The sequence below is a fragment of the Ruegeria sp. H9 genome (assembly GCF_056532915.1).
This window is the reverse complement of sequence record NZ_JBQFNX010000004.1, coordinates 57,763-74,548: the sequence shown is the minus strand read 5'-3', so window position 1 is coordinate 74,548 and position 16,786 is coordinate 57,763. Positions and strand designations below refer to the sequence as shown.

Here is a 16,786-nt window from a genome sequence, read left to right as displayed (position 1 = left end):
CAAATCGCATATTTCAATCGCACGATAACGACAGTTTATCACCGCAAAGACGCCGTCACTGTGCGCAAGGCCGCGACCGTAGGCAATTCCGGGTCACGAGTGAGTGTGGCCAGACAAATCGGCTTGCTCACCACGGGTTCGATCAGGGACAGCACCCTTGTGTCCTTCAGGTCGCCCAGCGCCCGCACCAGCACGCGTGGAATCACGGTGGCCGCTAGCCCCTCGCGTGCCATGACCATCGAGGCTGTGAATCCGCTTGTCTCGGCTACAATATCCGGGTGCAAGCCCTGTTCGGCGAATATCCGATCCAAAATCCGCCGGTTCTGCATCTGTGGTTCCAGCAGGCTCAGGGGAAACTCGGCCACGCGGGCCCATGGGATCGGGCCTGTCTCATCGGTCATATGCGAGGGGACCAATAGGACATAAGTTTCTTCGTACAAGCGCTGCACTTGCCGTAGATCGGTACCGATACTGTCGCCATAAGTGATGCCAGCATCCAGACTTCCTTCGTCCAACCGGTGCTGAATGGCCGTTGCAGACATTGTTTCAATCCGGGTCACGATACGTGGATGCGCATCGCGCAACCGCTTCGTCAGACGCCCGGTGAAGGCAATCGCTGTAGGGATCACACCCAAAATAAGCGTGCCGGTGATCTCACCCTTTGCAGCGAGCACCTGTTGTTCCAAAGCCTTGGTGTCGTCGAGAATGCGCCGCGCGCGCTGGACAATCATCTCGCCCTCTTCGGTTAGCCCCTGAAATCGGTTTGCGCGGCGAACGATGGAGACACCCAGCCGATCCTCCAGGTTTCGGATTCGCATCGAGAACGCAGGCTGTGAAATCCCGCATTCCTCAGCTGCCTTGGCGAAATGACGATGCCGCGCCAATGCGCTGAGCAATTGCAGGTCGCGGATTTCGATCATCTAGAGCTGTCTCAAGTATCAGGTCAAAATCCAAACTAACCACATTTCTGCACAAGAGAAATGTGCGAGATGCGAGCATCGTCAATTTGTTGGCTGCCACAGGATCGGCGCTTCAGATACATGCAATACTCGGGTGGTTGAGCCTGCCGAACTGCTGTTCCAGCCCAAATGAAACTAACAGGATCGCATCTTGCCACCTGAGCGGTTTTGACACTTCGCCTTAACGCGCGATATGCCGGTTCAACAACAACATAGAACCGAATTATTCCATGAACCTTACGAGAAACCAAATTGAGGACTTCTTGGTGCGTGAATGCGTCGATTTTGATCCTCTCGATTCCAAAGAAGGTGGTGAGGTTGTTCAATGCTGGCATCAGACATTCGCCGGGAACGTAAAGAAATCAACCGGTTCCTGGATTCACAATCGCTTCCGCTGGCATGGTTTCAGTTACGGGTTTCAAATCGCGCGGGCGGGCCATGACGCTTTAAATGCCTATAAGAACCAGTGGCCTGCCGCGTATGTTATCTTTGATGAAGATATCAAATGGTCGTATCGCTGCGTCTCAGAAACATATCCAGATTTCACATCTTTTGGCGCGGATATCTACGTAGCCCACCACAACATGAAGTGGACAATGGCATTCACACACGAGCAACCCGATATCGGCCCGTTCTTCGCAGAAAATCCGAGGTTATAAGCTGAGCAGTGACTGCTTTGGTGGCTTCTCAGGTGTTGAACAAAAAGTGCATCACATCGCCATCCTTGACGATGTAGCCTTTCCCTTCGGCCCGCATCTTACCCGCCTCTTTGGCACCCTGTTCGCCATTGGCGGCGATGTAGTCGTCATAGGCGATAGTCTCGGCACGGATGAAACCCTTTTCAAAGTCTCCGTGAATGACACCTGCGGCCTGTGGTGCGGCGGTGCCGGTGCGGATGGTCCAGGCCCGGGCCTCTTTCGGGCCGACGGTGAAATAGGTTTCCAGCTTGAGCAGGTCGTAACCGGCACGGATCAGACGGTCGAGGCCGGGCTCTTCCAGGCCCATTTCCTCTAGGAACATCTGTGCCTCGTCGTCTTCCAGAAGGCTGATCTCTTCCTCGATCTTGGCACTGATAATGACATGAGCATTACCTTGCGCTGCAGCCATCTCAGCGACTTTGGCAGAGTACTCGTTGCCTTCGGCGGCCTCTTCTTCGGACACGTTGCAGACATAAAGCACCGGCTTGGTGGTCAGAAGTTGCAGCATTTTCCATGCTTTGGCGTCTTCATCAGACACTTCAACCAGACGCGCTGGCTTGCCGTTTTCCAACATCTCCTGCGCCTCGGCCAGCAGGCGGTCCTGCTGCTGTGCCTCTTTGTCATTGCCCTTCAGCTTGCGCACCAGATTGGCGCGACGCTTTTCGATGCTTTCCAGATCGGCCAGCATCAGCTCGGTTTCGATCGTATCGGCATCGGCCACCGGATCAACGCGGCCATCCACATGGGTCACGTCACCATCTTCGAAACAACGCAGCACATGGGCAATCGCGTCGGTCTCGCGGATGTTTGCCAGGAACTGGTTGCCCAGCCCCTCGCCTTTCGAGGCCCCTTTCACCAACCCCGCGATATCCACAAAGGTCATGCGGGTTGGAATAATCTGTTTCGAGGACGCAATCGCCGCCAGTTTATCCAGCCGGTCATCAGGAACGGCGACATCCCCCACATTGGGTTCGATGGTGCAGAACGGGAAATTCGCCGCCTGAGCTGCCGCAGTTTTGGTCAGTGCGTTGAAGAGAGTCGACTTGCCAACATTCGGCAAACCCACGATTCCCATTTTAAAGCCCATGACGGCCTCCTGATACCATTCGAGCGCCGCTTCTAGGCAGGTCCGGTGCAATTCGCAAGGCAAAGTGCCTGAACACTGCCGCGAGTCTATTCTGCCACATCACAAAATCGACATCGATTTGTGTTCTTGCGTCCATTGAAAACATGCACCTACATTCCTCAATAAAACCAATACCAACGAACGACGGACATAGTAGGTAAAAATGAAATCCCTTGTTATTCTGGCTTTTGCGCTGACAGCCGCTACTGCAGCACAGGCCCAATCCATCATTTTCGGAGCAGGCTACGCAGATTATTCCAGCGCTGAGAGCGAAGATCAGGCGATTGTTTCGCTGGAATACCAGCATCGCTCTTTCTACGAAGCGACCCGTTTCAGCGCCACCTGGGGTGCGTCCCTGTCTGTTGATACCGACGGTGACACGCATGTCGGCGCGGGCCTGATCGGGCTTTACACTTTTGCGGACCGTTGGTTCATCGAGGGCAGTGTCATGCCGGGATACTATAGTGAATCCAATGAACGGAATGATCTGGGCGGCAGCTTTCAGATACGCAGCTTACTGGGCCTTGGCTATACGCTGGAAAGCGGCAACAAACTGTCTGCCGCTATCACTCATATATCCAACGCCAGCACGCAGGAAGACAACCCAGGCGTAAATGCACTTTTGCTGAGATACCATTACGCCTTCTGATCGGAAGCCCACCAAGCGGGATTGATTTTCAGCGAAAGTTTCTGCACATCAGGTCCAAACCCGAGTGCAAGGACTTCCGATGACCCGTATCGACGCCAAATTCGCCGCCCTGAAGGAACAGGACAAAAAGGCATTTGTAGCTTATGTCATGGCCGGGGATCCCGACTACGACACATCGCTGGAGGTCGTGAAGGGTTTGCCCGGCGCAGGTGTCGACGTCATCGAGTTGGGCCTGCCCTTTACCGATCCGATGGCCGATGGCCCGACCATTCAGGCTGCTGGCCAACGGGCGTTGGATGGTGGAATGACATTGCAACGCACTCTGGATCTGGCCCGCGCCTTTCGTGAATCCGATGACACCACACCGATCGTGCTGATGGGATATTACAATCCGATCTACAGCCGAGGTGTCGAGAAATTCCTGGCAGATGCAAAATCAGCGGGGATCGACGGGCTGATCGTCGTCGACCTGCCCCCCGAAGAGGACGAAGAGCTTTGTCTGCCCGCGCAAGCTGCCGGGCTGAACTTCATCCGCTTGGCGACGCCGACGACCGATGACCAACGCTTGCCTCGCGTACTGCAAAACACATCCGGCTTTGTGTATTATGTATCGATTACCGGCATAACCGGTGCTGCCGAAGCGCAGGCAACCGATGTTGGGCCCGAGGTCGCTCGGATCAAAGCTGCAACTGATTTGCCCGTGATCGTCGGTTTCGGGATCAATACACCAGAAAAGTCTCGCAACATCGCGAGTGTATCCGATGGCGCGGTAGTTGGATCTGCCATTGTCAGCCAGATCGGTTCCGGAAAACCGGTGACCGAGGTTCTGGATTTTGTCAAAACACTGTCAGATGGCGCGCACTCCGCCTAACAATTTCTTTCCATTTTCAGATGGTTCTTCACCGCAGCAAGCGCGCCGCCTACTGCGGTGTTTTTTTGTTTTGACCACGCGGCAACCAACCGCAGCAAGCGGGCATTGCAGTGTTTCAAAATAATTGGTAAAGAAACTTAACCAATCCTGCGAGAACCTGATCAATGCCAGTCATTACCAATATCGAAGACCTCAAACGGATCTATGAGCGTCGCGTTCCGCGCATGTTTTTTGACTATGCAGAAAGCGGCAGCTGGACCGAACAAACCTTCCGCGAGAACACGTCGGATTTCGAAGATATCCGCCTGCGCCAACGGGTCGCCGTAGACATGACAGGGCGCTCGACCGCATCGCAGATGATCGGGCAGGATGTATCCATGCCCGTTGCATTGGCTCCGGTAGGTCTGACAGGAATGCAACACGCGGATGGCGAGATCAAAGCGGCCAAAGCCGCCGAAGCCTTTGGTGTACCCTTCACACTGTCGACCATGTCGATCAATTCGATCGAAGATGTCGCTGAAAACACTTCGGCCCCTTTCTGGTTTCAGCTCTACACCATGAAAGATCAGGACTATGTCGGGCGACTTATCCAGCGCGCGAAGGATGCGAAATGCTCGGCCCTTGTCATTACGCTTGATCTGCAAATCCTTGGCCAACGACACAAGGACCTGAAGAATGGCCTATCTGCGCCGCCAAAGCTGACCCCAAAGACCATCGCCAACCTGATGACGAAATGGGCCTGGGGCATCGAGATGCTAGGTGCCAAGCGCCGAGAATTCGGGAATATCGTCGGTCATGTCGATAGCATCACAGATACACGCTCGCTCGGCACATGGACCGCCGAGCAATTCGATCCCAGCCTCGACTGGGGCAAAGTCGAGAAGCTGATGGAACAATGGGGCGGCAAGGTGATCCTTAAGGGCATACTCGATGCCGAGGATGCCAAAATGGCTGCCAAGCTGGGCGCAGATGCAATTGTTGTCTCAAACCATGGTGGACGGCAGCTGGATGGTGCGCTCAGCTCGATCCGGGTTCTGCCCGAGATCATGGATGCCGTCGGCAGTGATGTCGAAGTGCATCTGGATAGCGGCATCCGTTCAGGGCAAGACGTGCTGAAAGCTCTGGCGCTTGGGGCCAAAGGCACCTTTATTGGTCGCGCCTTTGTCTATGGGCTAGGTGCAATGGGTCAGAAAGGCGTGACAACGGCATTGGAAGTGATCCAGAAAGAGCTCGATACAACGATGGCACTTTGCGGTGAACGTAACGTAGCCGATCTTGGACGCCACAATCTTCTAGTCCCCGAAGACTTTGGCGGTCGCTGGCAGGCTTGATCCTACGCCTCCCACGTAGATGGAGACGCCGCATGGTCGCCCATTGAGTGTCTCGTTCAAGGTACTTGCAGCCAGATGAAGCAGAGGATCCGTCCTTCATCTGGCCGTAAATACCTCGGAGCGCGAGGCAGAGCCTCGCAAAATTCCTCGGACTACAAAAAGCCCTTTCCAAACCAACTGAATCAAGCTAAGGACGCGGCTTCACGCGGGCATACAGCCTTGGAGGATGCCCGCCCTAACATTGGAGAATTATCATGGCTGGAGAGATTCCTGATCTCGTAGCTCTGGAACGGACGGGGACAGGCAAGGGCGCCGCTCGTCAAGCACGCCGCGATGGCATGGTTCCGGGCATTGTTTTTGGAGGCGATAAAGAGCCGCTGCCGATCCAGATCCCGTTCAACGTACTGTTCAAGCGCCTGAAAGCAGGCCGGTTCAAGTCGACCCTGTGGAACCTGAAAGTCGAAGGTCACGAAGACGTGCGCGTCATCTGCCGCGATGTCCAGCGTGACGTTGTCAAAGACCTGCCGACCCACCTGGACCTGATGCGCCTGCGTCGGACCACCAAGATCGCGCTGTTCATCCCCGTTGAATTCATCAACGAAGAAGAAGCCCCCGGTATCAAAAAAGGTGGCGTTCTGACCGTTGTCCGCCCCGAGGTTGAACTGCTCTGCACAGCCGGTGACATTCCTGAGAAGATCACCGTTGATCTTACTGGCATGGAAATCAACGACGTTGTCACCATCTCTTCGGTTGTGCTGCCTGAAGGCACCAAGCCCACCATCGATCGTGACTTCGTGATCGCCAACGTCTCGGCACCCACCGGTCTGTCGACCAGCGACGACGAAGAGGGTGATGAGGAAGAAGTGGCTGCAGATGAAGTTGAAGTCATCGGCCAGGAAGAAGAATAAATCCGGATCAAATCCAGATTTGAAACGGGGCGCCATCTGGGGCCCCGTTTTCTTTTGCGTGTACGGGGCTGGAAAACATCCCCTGATCCATGCAATGAGATAACGACGCGAGACTGTAAGGGACAAAGCGATGAAACTGTTTGTCGGTTTGGGAAATCCGGGATCAAAATACGCTCGCAACCGGCACAATATCGGCTTCATGGCGTTGGAGCGAATTGCCGAAGATCACAACTTTGGTCCGTGGAAGTCCAAGTTCCAGGCTGAAATTGCCGAAGGACGTCTAGGCGGCCAAAAAGTGCTGCTGGTCAAGCCGCAAACCTTCATGAACCGCTCTGGCCAGTCAGTAGGAGAGGCAATGCGCTTCTACAAGCTCGACTCGACGGACGTGACCGTCTTTCATGATGAGCTGGACTTGGCACCCGGTAAAGTGCGCGTTAAGGCAGGCGGTGGCCACGCAGGCCATAACGGGTTGCGGTCGATCCACGACCATATCAGCCCGGCCTATGATCGCGTGCGGCTGGGTATCGGTCATCCGGGCCGCAAAGAAATGGTCTCGCCTTATGTTCTAAGCGACTTTGCAAAGGCGGATGCGGACTGGCTGGATGACGTGCTGCGCGGCGTCTCGGACGGTGCCACCTATCTTGCCGATGACGAAAGCGGGAAATTCATGAATGCCGTTGCCCTGCGCACTGCTCCGCCTAGATCATCGAAGCAGCCCACTAAACCTGATACGCCCCCCAAAGCTGCCGCCGAAGCCGTTTCAGCGCCCGATGAGCGTTCGGCCATGCAAAAGCTGCTGGATAAATTCAGATAATAATTCCGCAACGTTGCGCTTGCGCAAAGCCTCAGGCCAAAGTCCAATGTCAGAGGAAAAGGGAGTTGTCGAATGAAAACAGCGCTCAGATGGCTGCTGCGTATCCTGTTGACCTTAGCATTGGCAGCGGCGGTTGTCGGATTTTGGAAACGCGAGGAAATCCAGCGCCTGATGGCGGTGAATTCGCTGTTTTCAGAAGAAAAGATCGTCCACAACTTTTCGCATATGGACGAAGCCTTTCTGACGGTCACTCTGCCGCGTGGCAATGGCCCGACCTGGGAGCTGCCGTATGGGCCTGGCTTCGATCTTCCCGTTGGAACAGACCAGTGGATAGAAGATCGCTCGGTAACATCCCTGTTGGTGATGCAGGACGGAGAAATTCGCTTCGAAGAATACTATCTGGACACCGGGCCGGATGATCGCAGGATCTCCTGGTCAATTGCTAAAAGCTACCTGTCTGCCTTGTTCGGTATTTTGCTGGATGAAGGCGCGATCAACTCGCTCGACGATCCGGTTGTGCAATACGCACCTGACCTCAAGGGCAGCGCCTATGAGACCGCCACGATCCGCAACGTGTTGAACATGGCCAGCGGCGTGACCTTTGACGAGGATTATCTGGACTATAATTCCGACATCAATCGCATGGGCCGCGTCGTGGCGCTGGGAGGTGAACTGGACGACTTCGCGGCTTCGTTGAAGGACAGTTTCGTCGCGCCGGGTGAAACATGGCAATATGTGTCGATCGATACTCATGTGATCGGAATGGTCATACGGGGGGCAACAGGACGCAGCGTTGCAGAGTTACTGACCGAGAAGGTGATCGCACCGCTGGGATTGGAGCGAGAAGGTTACTATATCACCGATGGAGCAGGCGTTGCATTTGTTCTGGGTGGTCTCAACTTCACAACGCGCGATTTTGCCCGGTTCGGGCAGTTGATTTTGCAGGATGGCGAACGCGATGGACGGCAGATTGTACCCGCGGATTGGATCGACGCCGCTACTTGGCCAAGCGCACCGACCGAACCGGGCAAGATAGGGTATGGCTATCAATGGTGGATTCCGATCGGTGCCCATGAAGGTGAATTCATGGCGCGGGGCGTGTATGGGCAGTACATTTACTTCGACCAGCCACGTGGTGTTCTGATTGTCACGACGGGCGCAGACCGAAAGTTCCGCGAACCCGGTGTCGGTGAGCAGAACATAGAAATATTCCGCAAAATTGCGCGAAGCCTGTAAGATACCATCATGCAGAAGCAAGACAGCATCAATGTTCTGGGCGGCGTGCTCGCGCCCTGTTCGCGCAAACCATTAACCGGTTTCTTTCGCGACGGTGCCTGCAACACCTGCCCCGAGGATCAGGGAAGCCATACGGTCTGCGCCGTGATGACGGCAGAGTTTCTGGCATATTCGAAATATGTCGGAAATGACCTGAGCACACCCCGGCCTGAATTCGATTTTCCTGGGCTCAAGCCTGGTGATCGCTGGTGCTTGTGTGCGGGGCGCTTTTTGCAAGCCCATGACGAGGGATGCGCGCCCAAGGTGCACCTTGAAGCCACGCACCAGAGGGCGCTGGATATCGTACCTCTCCATATTCTAAAAATGCAGCGCGCTGAAGACGAGCACTAGATGGCGATCGCCCGATATCCGCGAGACGTGCGCGACGGCGGCCCGGTTGGAAAGCCATGCTCGGCCTGCAGATCCCAGCCCGAACGCGCGAGCATCTCCGCCACAATATCCGGTCGATAGGTTCGGTGCCGCCATTGGAACCAGATGATCGCATTACACCAATGTGGCTTGCTGACAACCAACCAAAGCGTTGCACCCGGTTCAGCCAGATCGCGCATGCGGCGCAAAGCATCTATCGGATCAACGCAATGCTCCAGAACATGCGCAGCCAACAGGCAGTCAAAACGGGATGCCGGATGGAACTCTTCCAAGCGCGATTGGACAGTCTCGGCGTTTCCTCCGCGCCGTTGCAACGCTGACCCTGCCAGTTGTAGCATTCGGGCCGAAGGTTCCAAAAGCGTCACATGCCCTTCGCGCCGGATCACGGCGCGTGCTTCGGCAAAGGCTCCCGTACCGCACCCGATATCCAGTGCGTTACGGCCCAATTCGACCTGCGGGTCCGAGGACAGAAAACCCAGATAGGCATCGAAATACCCCAGCAGACGCATCTTGTCTGCCCAGCCCGGAGCGGCATGATCGTATTTCTGGTCAAGCCGGTCGGGCCCGGCCTTTGAGGAAACACTGCACATGCAATGCAAACTGGCACAGTTCCTCAAAGGCGCAAAGCCTGTTAGGCCTAATCAGTCCGCTGCGCGACCTTCGGTATCCGACATATCAAAGTTCAGGTACCGTGCGACGGTCTGCACATCCTTATCCCCCCGGCCACACATATTCATGCAGATCAGGTGGTCCTTGGGCAATTCCGGCGCGATTTTCATAACATGCGCCAGCGCATGGCAGGGCTCCAGCGCAGGGATGATACCTTCGGTAGCGCAGCACAACTGGAACGCTTCAAGCGCTTCTTTATCCGTGATCGAGACATAGTTGGCGCGACCGATGTCGTGCAGCCAGGAATGCTCGGGGCCAATGCCCGGATAGTCCAGACCGGCCGAGATCGAATAGCCTTCGAGAATCTGCCCATCATCATCCTGCAGCAGATAAGTGCGGTTGCCGTGCAGCACGCCCGGACGACCTCCGGTCAATGAGGCGCAATGCTCCATCTTCTCGTTCACGCCCTTGCCGCCCGCTTCAACACCGATGATATTCACATCCTTGTCGTCGAGGAACGGGTAGAATAGGCCCATCGCATTCGAACCACCTCCGATGGCGGCGATGATGGTGTCGGGCAAACGGCCCTCGGCCTTTTGCATCTGTTCCTTGGCTTCCTTGCCGATGATCGACTGGAAGTCGCGTACCATCGCCGGGTAAGGATGCGGGCCAGCAACGGTGCCGATGCAGTAAAAGGTATCGCGCACATTGGTCACCCAGTCGCGCAGAGCGTCGTTCATCGCATCTTTCAGCGTACCCCTGCCGGATGTCACCGGGATCACTTCGGCTCCCAGCAGGCGCATGCGGAACACGTTCGGGGCCTGGCGCTGAACATCATGGGCACCCATGTAGACAATGCACTTCAGGCCGAATTTGGCGCAGACGGTGGCTGTGGCCACGCCGTGCTGCCCTGCCCCGGTCTCGGCGATGATCCGGGTCTTTCCCATGCGCCGCGCCAGAATGATCTGGCCCAGCACATTGTTGATCTTATGCGCGCCGGTGTGGTTCAGTTCGTCACGCTTCAAGTAAATCTTTGCGCCGCCCAGATGTTCGGTCAGGCGTTCCGCGTAGTAGAGCGGCGAAGGGCGACCCACGTAGTTTGCCCACAGATCGTCCATCTCGGCCCAAAATGTGGGGTCATCCTTGGCTTTGTCATATTCCTCTTCCAGTGACAGGATCAGCGGCATCAGCGTTTCGCTGACAAAGCGCCCGCCGAAGATGCCAAAGCGGCCTTGTTCATCGGGGCCGGACATGAAGGAATTAAAAAGATCGTTGGCCATGGAAGTCTCCCTCGTCGTACCCGATGTTCATAGGAGGTGATGGAGTGATTTGCCATCGCAAAACGTATCATTCCGCCGCCTGAGCGCGCTGTTCCCACACCTGAAGTGCCTGAACTCGACTTGGAACAGCAATGCAGGGAAATTGACAGAACACATTGATATCGGCCAGACGGGTCGACGCGCGTACTACACGGCGATGAGGGCCGGAATGTGCGAATGTCAGCATAGCTTCGACATCATGCCAGACTGTGTATGAAAAATAACAGCCTTGACGCACAAATACCTCGGCATGCAGGCACAGCGCGTCACCGCGTGCCTGCCGCAAGGACTGATGAGCGCGCCAGAAGAACTCGGGCCCGTGATACCATCGTTTAAGTGAAACTCCGCCGATCACTGCCAGCATGCTCTCCCCCATTTTGAGGAGATACGCAGGTTCGTGCGTATCAGATCAACTTGCCGCGTCGATAAAGGCGCGGATCAGCCCGGCATCCTTGACACCCGGAGAGCTTTCGACGCCGGATGAGACATCCACCTGCTGTGCGCCGGTCATTCGCACCGCTTCTGCGACATTGTCAGGGGTCAGACCTCCGGCCAGCATCCATGGCCTACGCCAGTATTTACGACCTGCCAGCAGGCGCCAATCAAAAGACAAACCGTTACCACCAGGCAGCTCCGCGTTTCGCGGTGGCTTTGCGTCGATCAACAGCTGATCCGCCACATCTGAATAGAGATCGATGGCCGCGAGGTCTTCGGCCTCGGCCACACCAATGGCCTTCATTACTGGCAGGCCGAAGTGGTCTCGCACTTGCTGCACACGCTCAGGACTTTCTTTGCCATGCAGTTGCAACATATCCAGAGGCACGATCGAAAGAATGTGATCCAAATCCTCGTCCGTCGCATTCACTGTCAGCGCCACCTTGGCGACGCCCGCAGGCACCTCCTGTGCCAATGTCGCAGCTGTCTGGGGCTCAACATGCCGCGGGGATTTGGGGAAAAACACAAAGCCAACATATCCCGCACCCGCATCCACAGCAGCGCGCACGTGGTCAGGGGCGGTCAGGCCGCAGATTTTAACTCGGATATCAGCGGGCATCGTAGGGCCTCAGCTTGCCTCATCCAGAATGGCCAGCACATCATCCTGACCTTCATTCTGCTTTTTCTTGAGCTTCTTAACTTCACGCTCAAGCTTGCGCACTTCGCCTTGCTTCACGGTCACATCCTTGCGGTGTTTATGCTCGCGCAGCCATTCCCACAGGAAGCCGATGACCAGGCCGGCAACAACCCCACCCAGCACGACCAGAAACAGCGGCAAGGAGGTTGACAGGTTGAACCCCAGCAACTCGGACAAAGCATCCGGCATAAGCTTAAGTTCAACAATTTGGCGATTGGCCAGCGAAACCGAGACCAGAACGATCCCCAATGCAGCCAGAAAAGCATAACGAATGTAGCGCATCATGAGGCTAGGCTTTACCGTTCAAACGGTCCCTTAGCAACTTGCCAGTTTTGAAAAATGGAACACATTTTTCTTCAACCTGCACAGTTTCACCGGTGCGGGGATTGCGGCCTACACGTGCGTCACGCTTTTTCACCGAAAACGCGCCGAAACCGCGCAGCTCTACGCGGTCGCCGCGTGCCATGGCGTCGGTCACTTCTTCAAAAACGGTATTCACGATCCGCTCGACGTCGCGTTGATAGAGATGCGGGTTTTCGTCGGCAATTTTCTGAATCAATTCTGAACGGATCATACGCAATACCCTCCCAGGCGGACGATGTGACAAGCCTATAGTTCTGACAGTATAGGAAAAAACCCGGATCGGGGGAACGGATACTCTGCCAGCAAAGGCGGCATTTTGCGACAATCTCACGCGAATTTTTGCCCGTTGGCCTGATTTCCACACTTCATGCGCGAACGATAGGCAAATTAAGCCGACTATTTGGAAGATATTGATTCGCAACAAAAACGGCCCCGCACCATGGTGCGAGGCCGAATTTCATGTTTGGGATACGCCCCGGACTTAGTCGCCCGACTTCAGTGCTGCACCCAGGATATCGCCCAGCGACGCGCCCGAGTCGGAAGAACCGTACTGTTCCACGGCCTCTTTCTCTTCGGCGATCTCGCGTGCCTTGATCGACAGGCCCAGACGGCGGGTCTTGCTGTCGACGTTGGTGACGCGGACGTCGACCTTGTCGCCGACCGAGAAACGCTCGGGGCGCTGCTCAGCACGGTCACGCGACAGGTCCGAACGACGGATGAACGACTTCATGCCTTCGTACTCGACCTCGATGCCGCCATCTTCGATCGCGGTCACTTCGACGGTGATGACCGAACCACGCTTCACGCCGCCCACGGCCTCGGCGAACTTGTCACCGCCCAGGGCTTTGATCGACAGCGAGATACGCTCTTTCTCAACGTCAACTTCCGAGACGACGGCCGAAACCATGTCGCCTTTGCGGTAGTTCTGGATCGCATCTTCGCCACGCTCGTCCCAGGACAGATCGGACAGGTGAACCATGCCGTCGATGTCGCCTTCGAGGCCAATGAACAGACCAAATTCGGTGATGTTCTTGACTTCGCCTTCGACCTCGGTGCCCTCGGGGTGTGTTTCTGCAAACACTTCCCATGGGTTGCGCTGAGTCTGCTTCAGGCCCAGAGACACGCGACGCTTGGCGCCGTCGATTTCCAGAACCATGACGTCGACTTCCTGGCTGGTCGAAACGATCTTGCCGGGGTGGACGTTTTTCTTGGTCCAGGACATCTCGGACACGTGCACCAGACCTTCGACACCGGCTTCCAGCTCGACGAACGCGCCGTAGTCGGTGATGTTGGTGACGCGACCCTGATGGACCGAGCCCAGCGGGTATTTCGCAGCAACCAGATCCCACGGATCTTCCTGCAGCTGCTTCATGCCCAGGCTGATGCGGTGGGTCTCTTTGTTGATCTTGATGACCTGAACCTTGATGGTTTCGCCGATCGTCAGGATCTCGGACGGGTGGTTCACACGGCGCCATGCCATGTCGGTGACGTGCAGCAGGCCGTCAACGCCGCCCAGATCAACGAATGCACCGTATTCGGTGATGTTTTTGACGACACCCTCGACGGTCTGACCTTCGGACAGGTTGCCGATGACTTCGGCACGCTGTTCGGCACGCGATTCTTCCAGGATGGCGCGACGCGAAACAACGATGTTGCCACGGCGGCGGTCCATTTTCAGAATCTGGAACGGCTGCTTCAGACCCATCAGCGGGCCAGCGTCGCGCACGGGGCGAACGTCAACCTGCGAGCCGGGCAGGAAGGCAACTGCGCCACCCAGATCGACGGTGAAGCCACCTTTGACGCGACCAAAGATTGCACCTTCGACGCGCTGGTCGTCGGCATATGCTTTTTCCAGACGGTCCCATGCCTCTTCACGGCGGGCCATCTCGCGCGAGATGACGGCTTCGCCACGGGCGTTTTCTGCGGCGCGCAGGTACACTTCGACCTCGTCGCCTACAGCGATTTCAGGGGCTTCGCCGGGATTTGCGAATTCTTTCAGATCAACGCGGCCTTCCATTTTGTAGCCTACGTCGATGATGGCTTGGCCGGCTTCGATCGCCAGAACCTTGCCTTTGACAACAGAACCCTCTTCGGGCGTGTCCATTTCGAAGCTTTCATTCAGGAGGGCTTCGAATTCCTCCATGGATGCGTTAGCCATGTGGCGTTGTTTTCCTTTACATAACGTTTTTGCTGGCCGAGCGGTTGTCTCCGCCGGTCTTGTTTCATGATGCCTGAATGCGTGATCCAGAACGCGCCCGAACTAACAAACACAAAGGGCCGAGGTTTCCCGGCCCTGCTCAGATACGTCATCCGGACGTTAACCGCCCTTGTTCAGACAGCGCGCGTATAGGCGGATTCCGTGTCATGTGCAAGAGCAAAGCCCTTAAACACTGGCCAATCCCACAAAATCCGAACATCAGGTCCGGGCATCGAAGCAAACGCGATCCGATCCCCGGCCTTCTTTGTCAGTTCTGCCGAATGATACCATGCGGCGCTAGAACAGTTGCAGATCCTTCTTGCCGCTTTGAATCTCAGCGAGGTTTGGCATGTTCTCGATTACCACGGGTGCCGGTTTCGCGCCCGGCATTGCGACAGTCGGCTGCCCCATTGCGGCCTTGCCAAAGGCAGGCTTCTCCAACTCGCCCCGGATATCTCGCAGCAGGGTTTTGTGATCCGGCATGGTCTTGAGGATCTGCGCAAGGTCCATTTTTGCCCCCTTCCACCACTGGAACCAAATCGGTTTCTTCAGCGGTCGCAGACGATCACGGATACCTTCGCCATACCCCGTATCATACACCTGTTTGCCCAGAAGAACCGTCTGATAGACGCGGAAATTGAACAGCGTCGCAAACTCGATATCGTGTTCCATCGGCAGACGATGCTGCCACAGCTCAAGGTTCTCGGCCAACCGATCCGGAATCTTCATCTCGGTGCGGGCGTCGATCCAATATTGATCATCGGTGCGGTTACCCAATCGGTAGTGCAGGCAGATAAAATCCAGTACCTCGTCATAAAGCTTGTTCATCTGCCGGTTATATCGGTTGCGCAGCGCGGGCTCGATATCGCGGGTCGGCAGATGCTCGGCAAACCAGCGGATCGCGTGATCGATCATGTGGATCGCGGTACTTTCAAGCGGTTCGATAAATCCACCAGACAAACCGATCGCCAAGCAGTTCTTAACCCAGGCATTGCGGACACGACCAACACGCATGGGGATCACGCGCGGTGTCAGCCCCTTGCCGCTGTCGCCCAACCACTCAAGATATTCGTCCGCCGCCTGATCATCGGTCCGATGCGCGGATGAATACACATATCCCGTACCTACACGATTGTAGAGCGGCACACGCCACGTCCAACCCGCACCAAGCGCGGTCGAGCGTGTAACGCTTTCGATCTTTTCGGGGTTAGGGTGCTCGATCTGCAAGGCCATGGCACGGTCGTTGGGCAAGTAGTCCGAGTAATCCATGAACGGCTCGCCCAACGCTTGATTGATGATCAACCCCCGGAAACCGGTGCAATCTATGACCATCTCAATGTCATGGCGTCCCTTGCGCTCTAACATCAGGTGGCTGACATTGCCCTGCTTGTCCAGTTCGACCGATTGCACCTCATCCTGAATATGCTCGACGCCGCGCTTGGCGCAGACCTTTGTCAGCATGCCCGCAAATTTCACGGCATCCAGATGATAGGCATAGCCAAACCGCTGTTCGAACTCAGGTGCACCCAACGGGCGCGCACCCTTGCACAACCGGGCCAGATCATCATGCGGTGAGATTGACTGCGTGAAATCCCGATCCCCGTTACCAAAACGCAGAAAATACTCGGCAGCCTCCAATCCCTCCAGCAATTGACCATGGGCAAACGGGTTTACGTAGTCGATCCGATTGCCCTTGGCGTCGTTGTTCCAATTGCAGAACTTAACTCCCAACTTGAACGATGCGTTGGTTTCGCGGAAGAAATCCCGCTCTGATATGCCCGCCTGACGGAGCGTGACTGGCATACGCGGCACCGTCGCTTCACCGACACCCACAGTCGAGATGTTGGGGCTTTCGATCAAGCAAATGCGTGGGCGATCCTTGGGTGCTGACGTGCGGGAGAACACCATGTCCAGGATGAGCGCAGTCATCCAACCTGCCGTACCACCACCCACGATGGTGATCTTACGCAAACGATTATTCATATTTTTTTGTCCCTGTTGGCTTGGGAATTATTAGCTGCTTCCCCCTTTTTTGAGTGTTGGGGATTTCGTAGCAGCTTTCCCTTATTTAGCTGTGGAAGGACTATAACAGCTTTCCAGCATCCAGCTAGAGCCTATGACGCCAAGGACCGCAGGCACATTCAT

At 55.9% G+C, this 16,786-nt stretch carries 18 protein-coding genes; 8 read left to right on the top strand and 10 right to left on the bottom strand.

Annotated features, from left to right (window positions below; all coding sequences use genetic code 11):
* Positions 1–38: 38 nt before the first annotated feature.
* Positions 39–920 (bottom strand): LysR family transcriptional regulator, encoded by an 882-nt coding sequence (locus tag ACR0CZ_RS16355; protein ID WP_170397481.1) that lies wholly within the window; start codon positions 918–920, stop codon positions 39–41.
* A gap of 269 nt (positions 921–1,189) precedes the next feature.
* Here ACR0CZ_RS16355 and ACR0CZ_RS16350 point away from each other — a divergent pair, with 269 nt between their 5' ends.
* Positions 1,190–1,618 (top strand): DUF4275 family protein, encoded by a 429-nt coding sequence (locus ACR0CZ_RS16350; RefSeq protein WP_170397484.1) that lies wholly within the window; start codon positions 1,190–1,192, stop codon positions 1,616–1,618.
* Positions 1,619–1,646: 28 nt separating this feature from the next.
* On the opposite strand, the gene ychF is transcribed toward ACR0CZ_RS16350, so the two are convergent.
* Positions 1,647–2,744, bottom strand: a complete 1,098-nt coding sequence (ychF, locus tag ACR0CZ_RS16345; protein ID WP_170397486.1) for a redox-regulated ATPase YchF — start codon at positions 2,742–2,744, stop codon at positions 1,647–1,649.
* A 202-nt stretch (positions 2,745–2,946) separates the two neighbouring features.
* Between ychF and ACR0CZ_RS16340 the strand changes: the two genes are divergently transcribed.
* The 7 genes from ACR0CZ_RS16340 to ACR0CZ_RS16310 all read left to right on the top strand — a co-directional run bounded on the left by ACR0CZ_RS16340 (position 2,947) and on the right by ACR0CZ_RS16310 (position 8,982).
* On the top strand, positions 2,947–3,432 hold the full coding sequence (locus tag ACR0CZ_RS16340; protein ID WP_170397488.1) for an acyloxyacyl hydrolase: 486 nt from the start codon (positions 2,947–2,949) through the stop codon (positions 3,430–3,432).
* Positions 3,433–3,511: 79 nt separating this feature from the next.
* On the top strand, positions 3,512–4,303 hold the full coding sequence (gene trpA, locus ACR0CZ_RS16335) for a tryptophan synthase subunit alpha (protein ID WP_170397490.1): 792 nt from the start codon (positions 3,512–3,514) through the stop codon (positions 4,301–4,303).
* 164 nt (positions 4,304–4,467) lie between these two features.
* The gene (locus ACR0CZ_RS16330) at positions 4,468–5,634 is read left to right on the top strand and encodes an alpha-hydroxy acid oxidase (protein ID WP_170397492.1); all 1,167 of its coding nucleotides are present in this window, start codon (positions 4,468–4,470) and stop codon (positions 5,632–5,634) included.
* A 254-nt stretch (positions 5,635–5,888) separates the two neighbouring features.
* A complete protein-coding gene (locus ACR0CZ_RS16325; RefSeq protein WP_170397494.1) occupies positions 5,889–6,542 on the top strand; it encodes a 50S ribosomal protein L25/general stress protein Ctc in 654 nt (217 codons plus the stop codon).
* A gap of 130 nt (positions 6,543–6,672) precedes the next feature.
* Positions 6,673–7,356 (top strand): aminoacyl-tRNA hydrolase, encoded by a 684-nt coding sequence (gene pth / locus ACR0CZ_RS16320; RefSeq protein WP_170397497.1) that lies wholly within the window; start codon positions 6,673–6,675, stop codon positions 7,354–7,356.
* A gap of 72 nt (positions 7,357–7,428) precedes the next feature.
* Complete coding sequence (locus tag ACR0CZ_RS16315; protein WP_170397499.1) at positions 7,429–8,592, top strand: serine hydrolase domain-containing protein; 1,164 nt, start codon at positions 7,429–7,431, stop codon at positions 8,590–8,592.
* Positions 8,593–8,601: 9 nt separating this feature from the next.
* Positions 8,602–8,982, top strand: coding sequence for a DUF2237 family protein (locus tag ACR0CZ_RS16310; protein ID WP_170397502.1), 381 nt, complete (start codon positions 8,602–8,604; stop codon positions 8,980–8,982).
* Here ACR0CZ_RS16310 and ACR0CZ_RS16305 read toward each other — a convergent pair.
* The 8 genes from ACR0CZ_RS16305 to ACR0CZ_RS16270 form a co-directional block, all read right to left on the bottom strand.
* Positions 8,979–9,611 carry a class I SAM-dependent methyltransferase gene (locus tag ACR0CZ_RS16305; protein ID WP_170397506.1) on the bottom strand — a complete coding sequence of 211 codons (633 nt, stop codon included), beginning with the start codon at positions 9,609–9,611 and terminating at the stop codon, positions 8,979–8,981. The genes ACR0CZ_RS16310 and ACR0CZ_RS16305 overlap by 4 nt on opposite strands.
* A gap of 51 nt (positions 9,612–9,662) precedes the next feature.
* The gene (gene trpB / locus ACR0CZ_RS16300) at positions 9,663–10,910 is read right to left on the bottom strand and encodes a tryptophan synthase subunit beta (RefSeq protein WP_170397508.1); all 1,248 of its coding nucleotides are present in this window, start codon (positions 10,908–10,910) and stop codon (positions 9,663–9,665) included.
* A gap of 67 nt (positions 10,911–10,977) precedes the next feature.
* Complete coding sequence (locus ACR0CZ_RS16295) at positions 10,978–11,313, bottom strand: hypothetical protein (protein ID WP_170397511.1); 336 nt, start codon at positions 11,311–11,313, stop codon at positions 10,978–10,980.
* A 45-nt stretch (positions 11,314–11,358) separates the two neighbouring features.
* Positions 11,359–12,003, bottom strand: a complete 645-nt coding sequence (locus tag ACR0CZ_RS16290) for a phosphoribosylanthranilate isomerase (protein ID WP_170424387.1) — start codon at positions 12,001–12,003, stop codon at positions 11,359–11,361.
* Between the two features lie 9 nt (positions 12,004–12,012).
* A complete protein-coding gene (locus tag ACR0CZ_RS16285; RefSeq protein ID WP_170397774.1) occupies positions 12,013–12,363 on the bottom strand; it encodes a LapA family protein in 351 nt (116 codons plus the stop codon).
* A 7-nt stretch (positions 12,364–12,370) separates the two neighbouring features.
* On the bottom strand, positions 12,371–12,655 hold the full coding sequence (gene ihfB, locus ACR0CZ_RS16280; protein ID WP_050603110.1) for an integration host factor subunit beta: 285 nt from the start codon (positions 12,653–12,655) through the stop codon (positions 12,371–12,373).
* Positions 12,656–12,925: 270 nt separating this feature from the next.
* On the bottom strand, positions 12,926–14,602 hold the full coding sequence (rpsA, locus tag ACR0CZ_RS16275) for a 30S ribosomal protein S1 (RefSeq protein WP_039532111.1): 1,677 nt from the start codon (positions 14,600–14,602) through the stop codon (positions 12,926–12,928).
* Positions 14,603–14,938: 336 nt separating this feature from the next.
* Positions 14,939–16,624, bottom strand: a complete 1,686-nt coding sequence (locus ACR0CZ_RS16270; protein WP_170397517.1) for a tryptophan halogenase family protein — start codon at positions 16,622–16,624, stop codon at positions 14,939–14,941.
* Between the last annotated feature and the right edge of the window lie 162 nt (positions 16,625–16,786).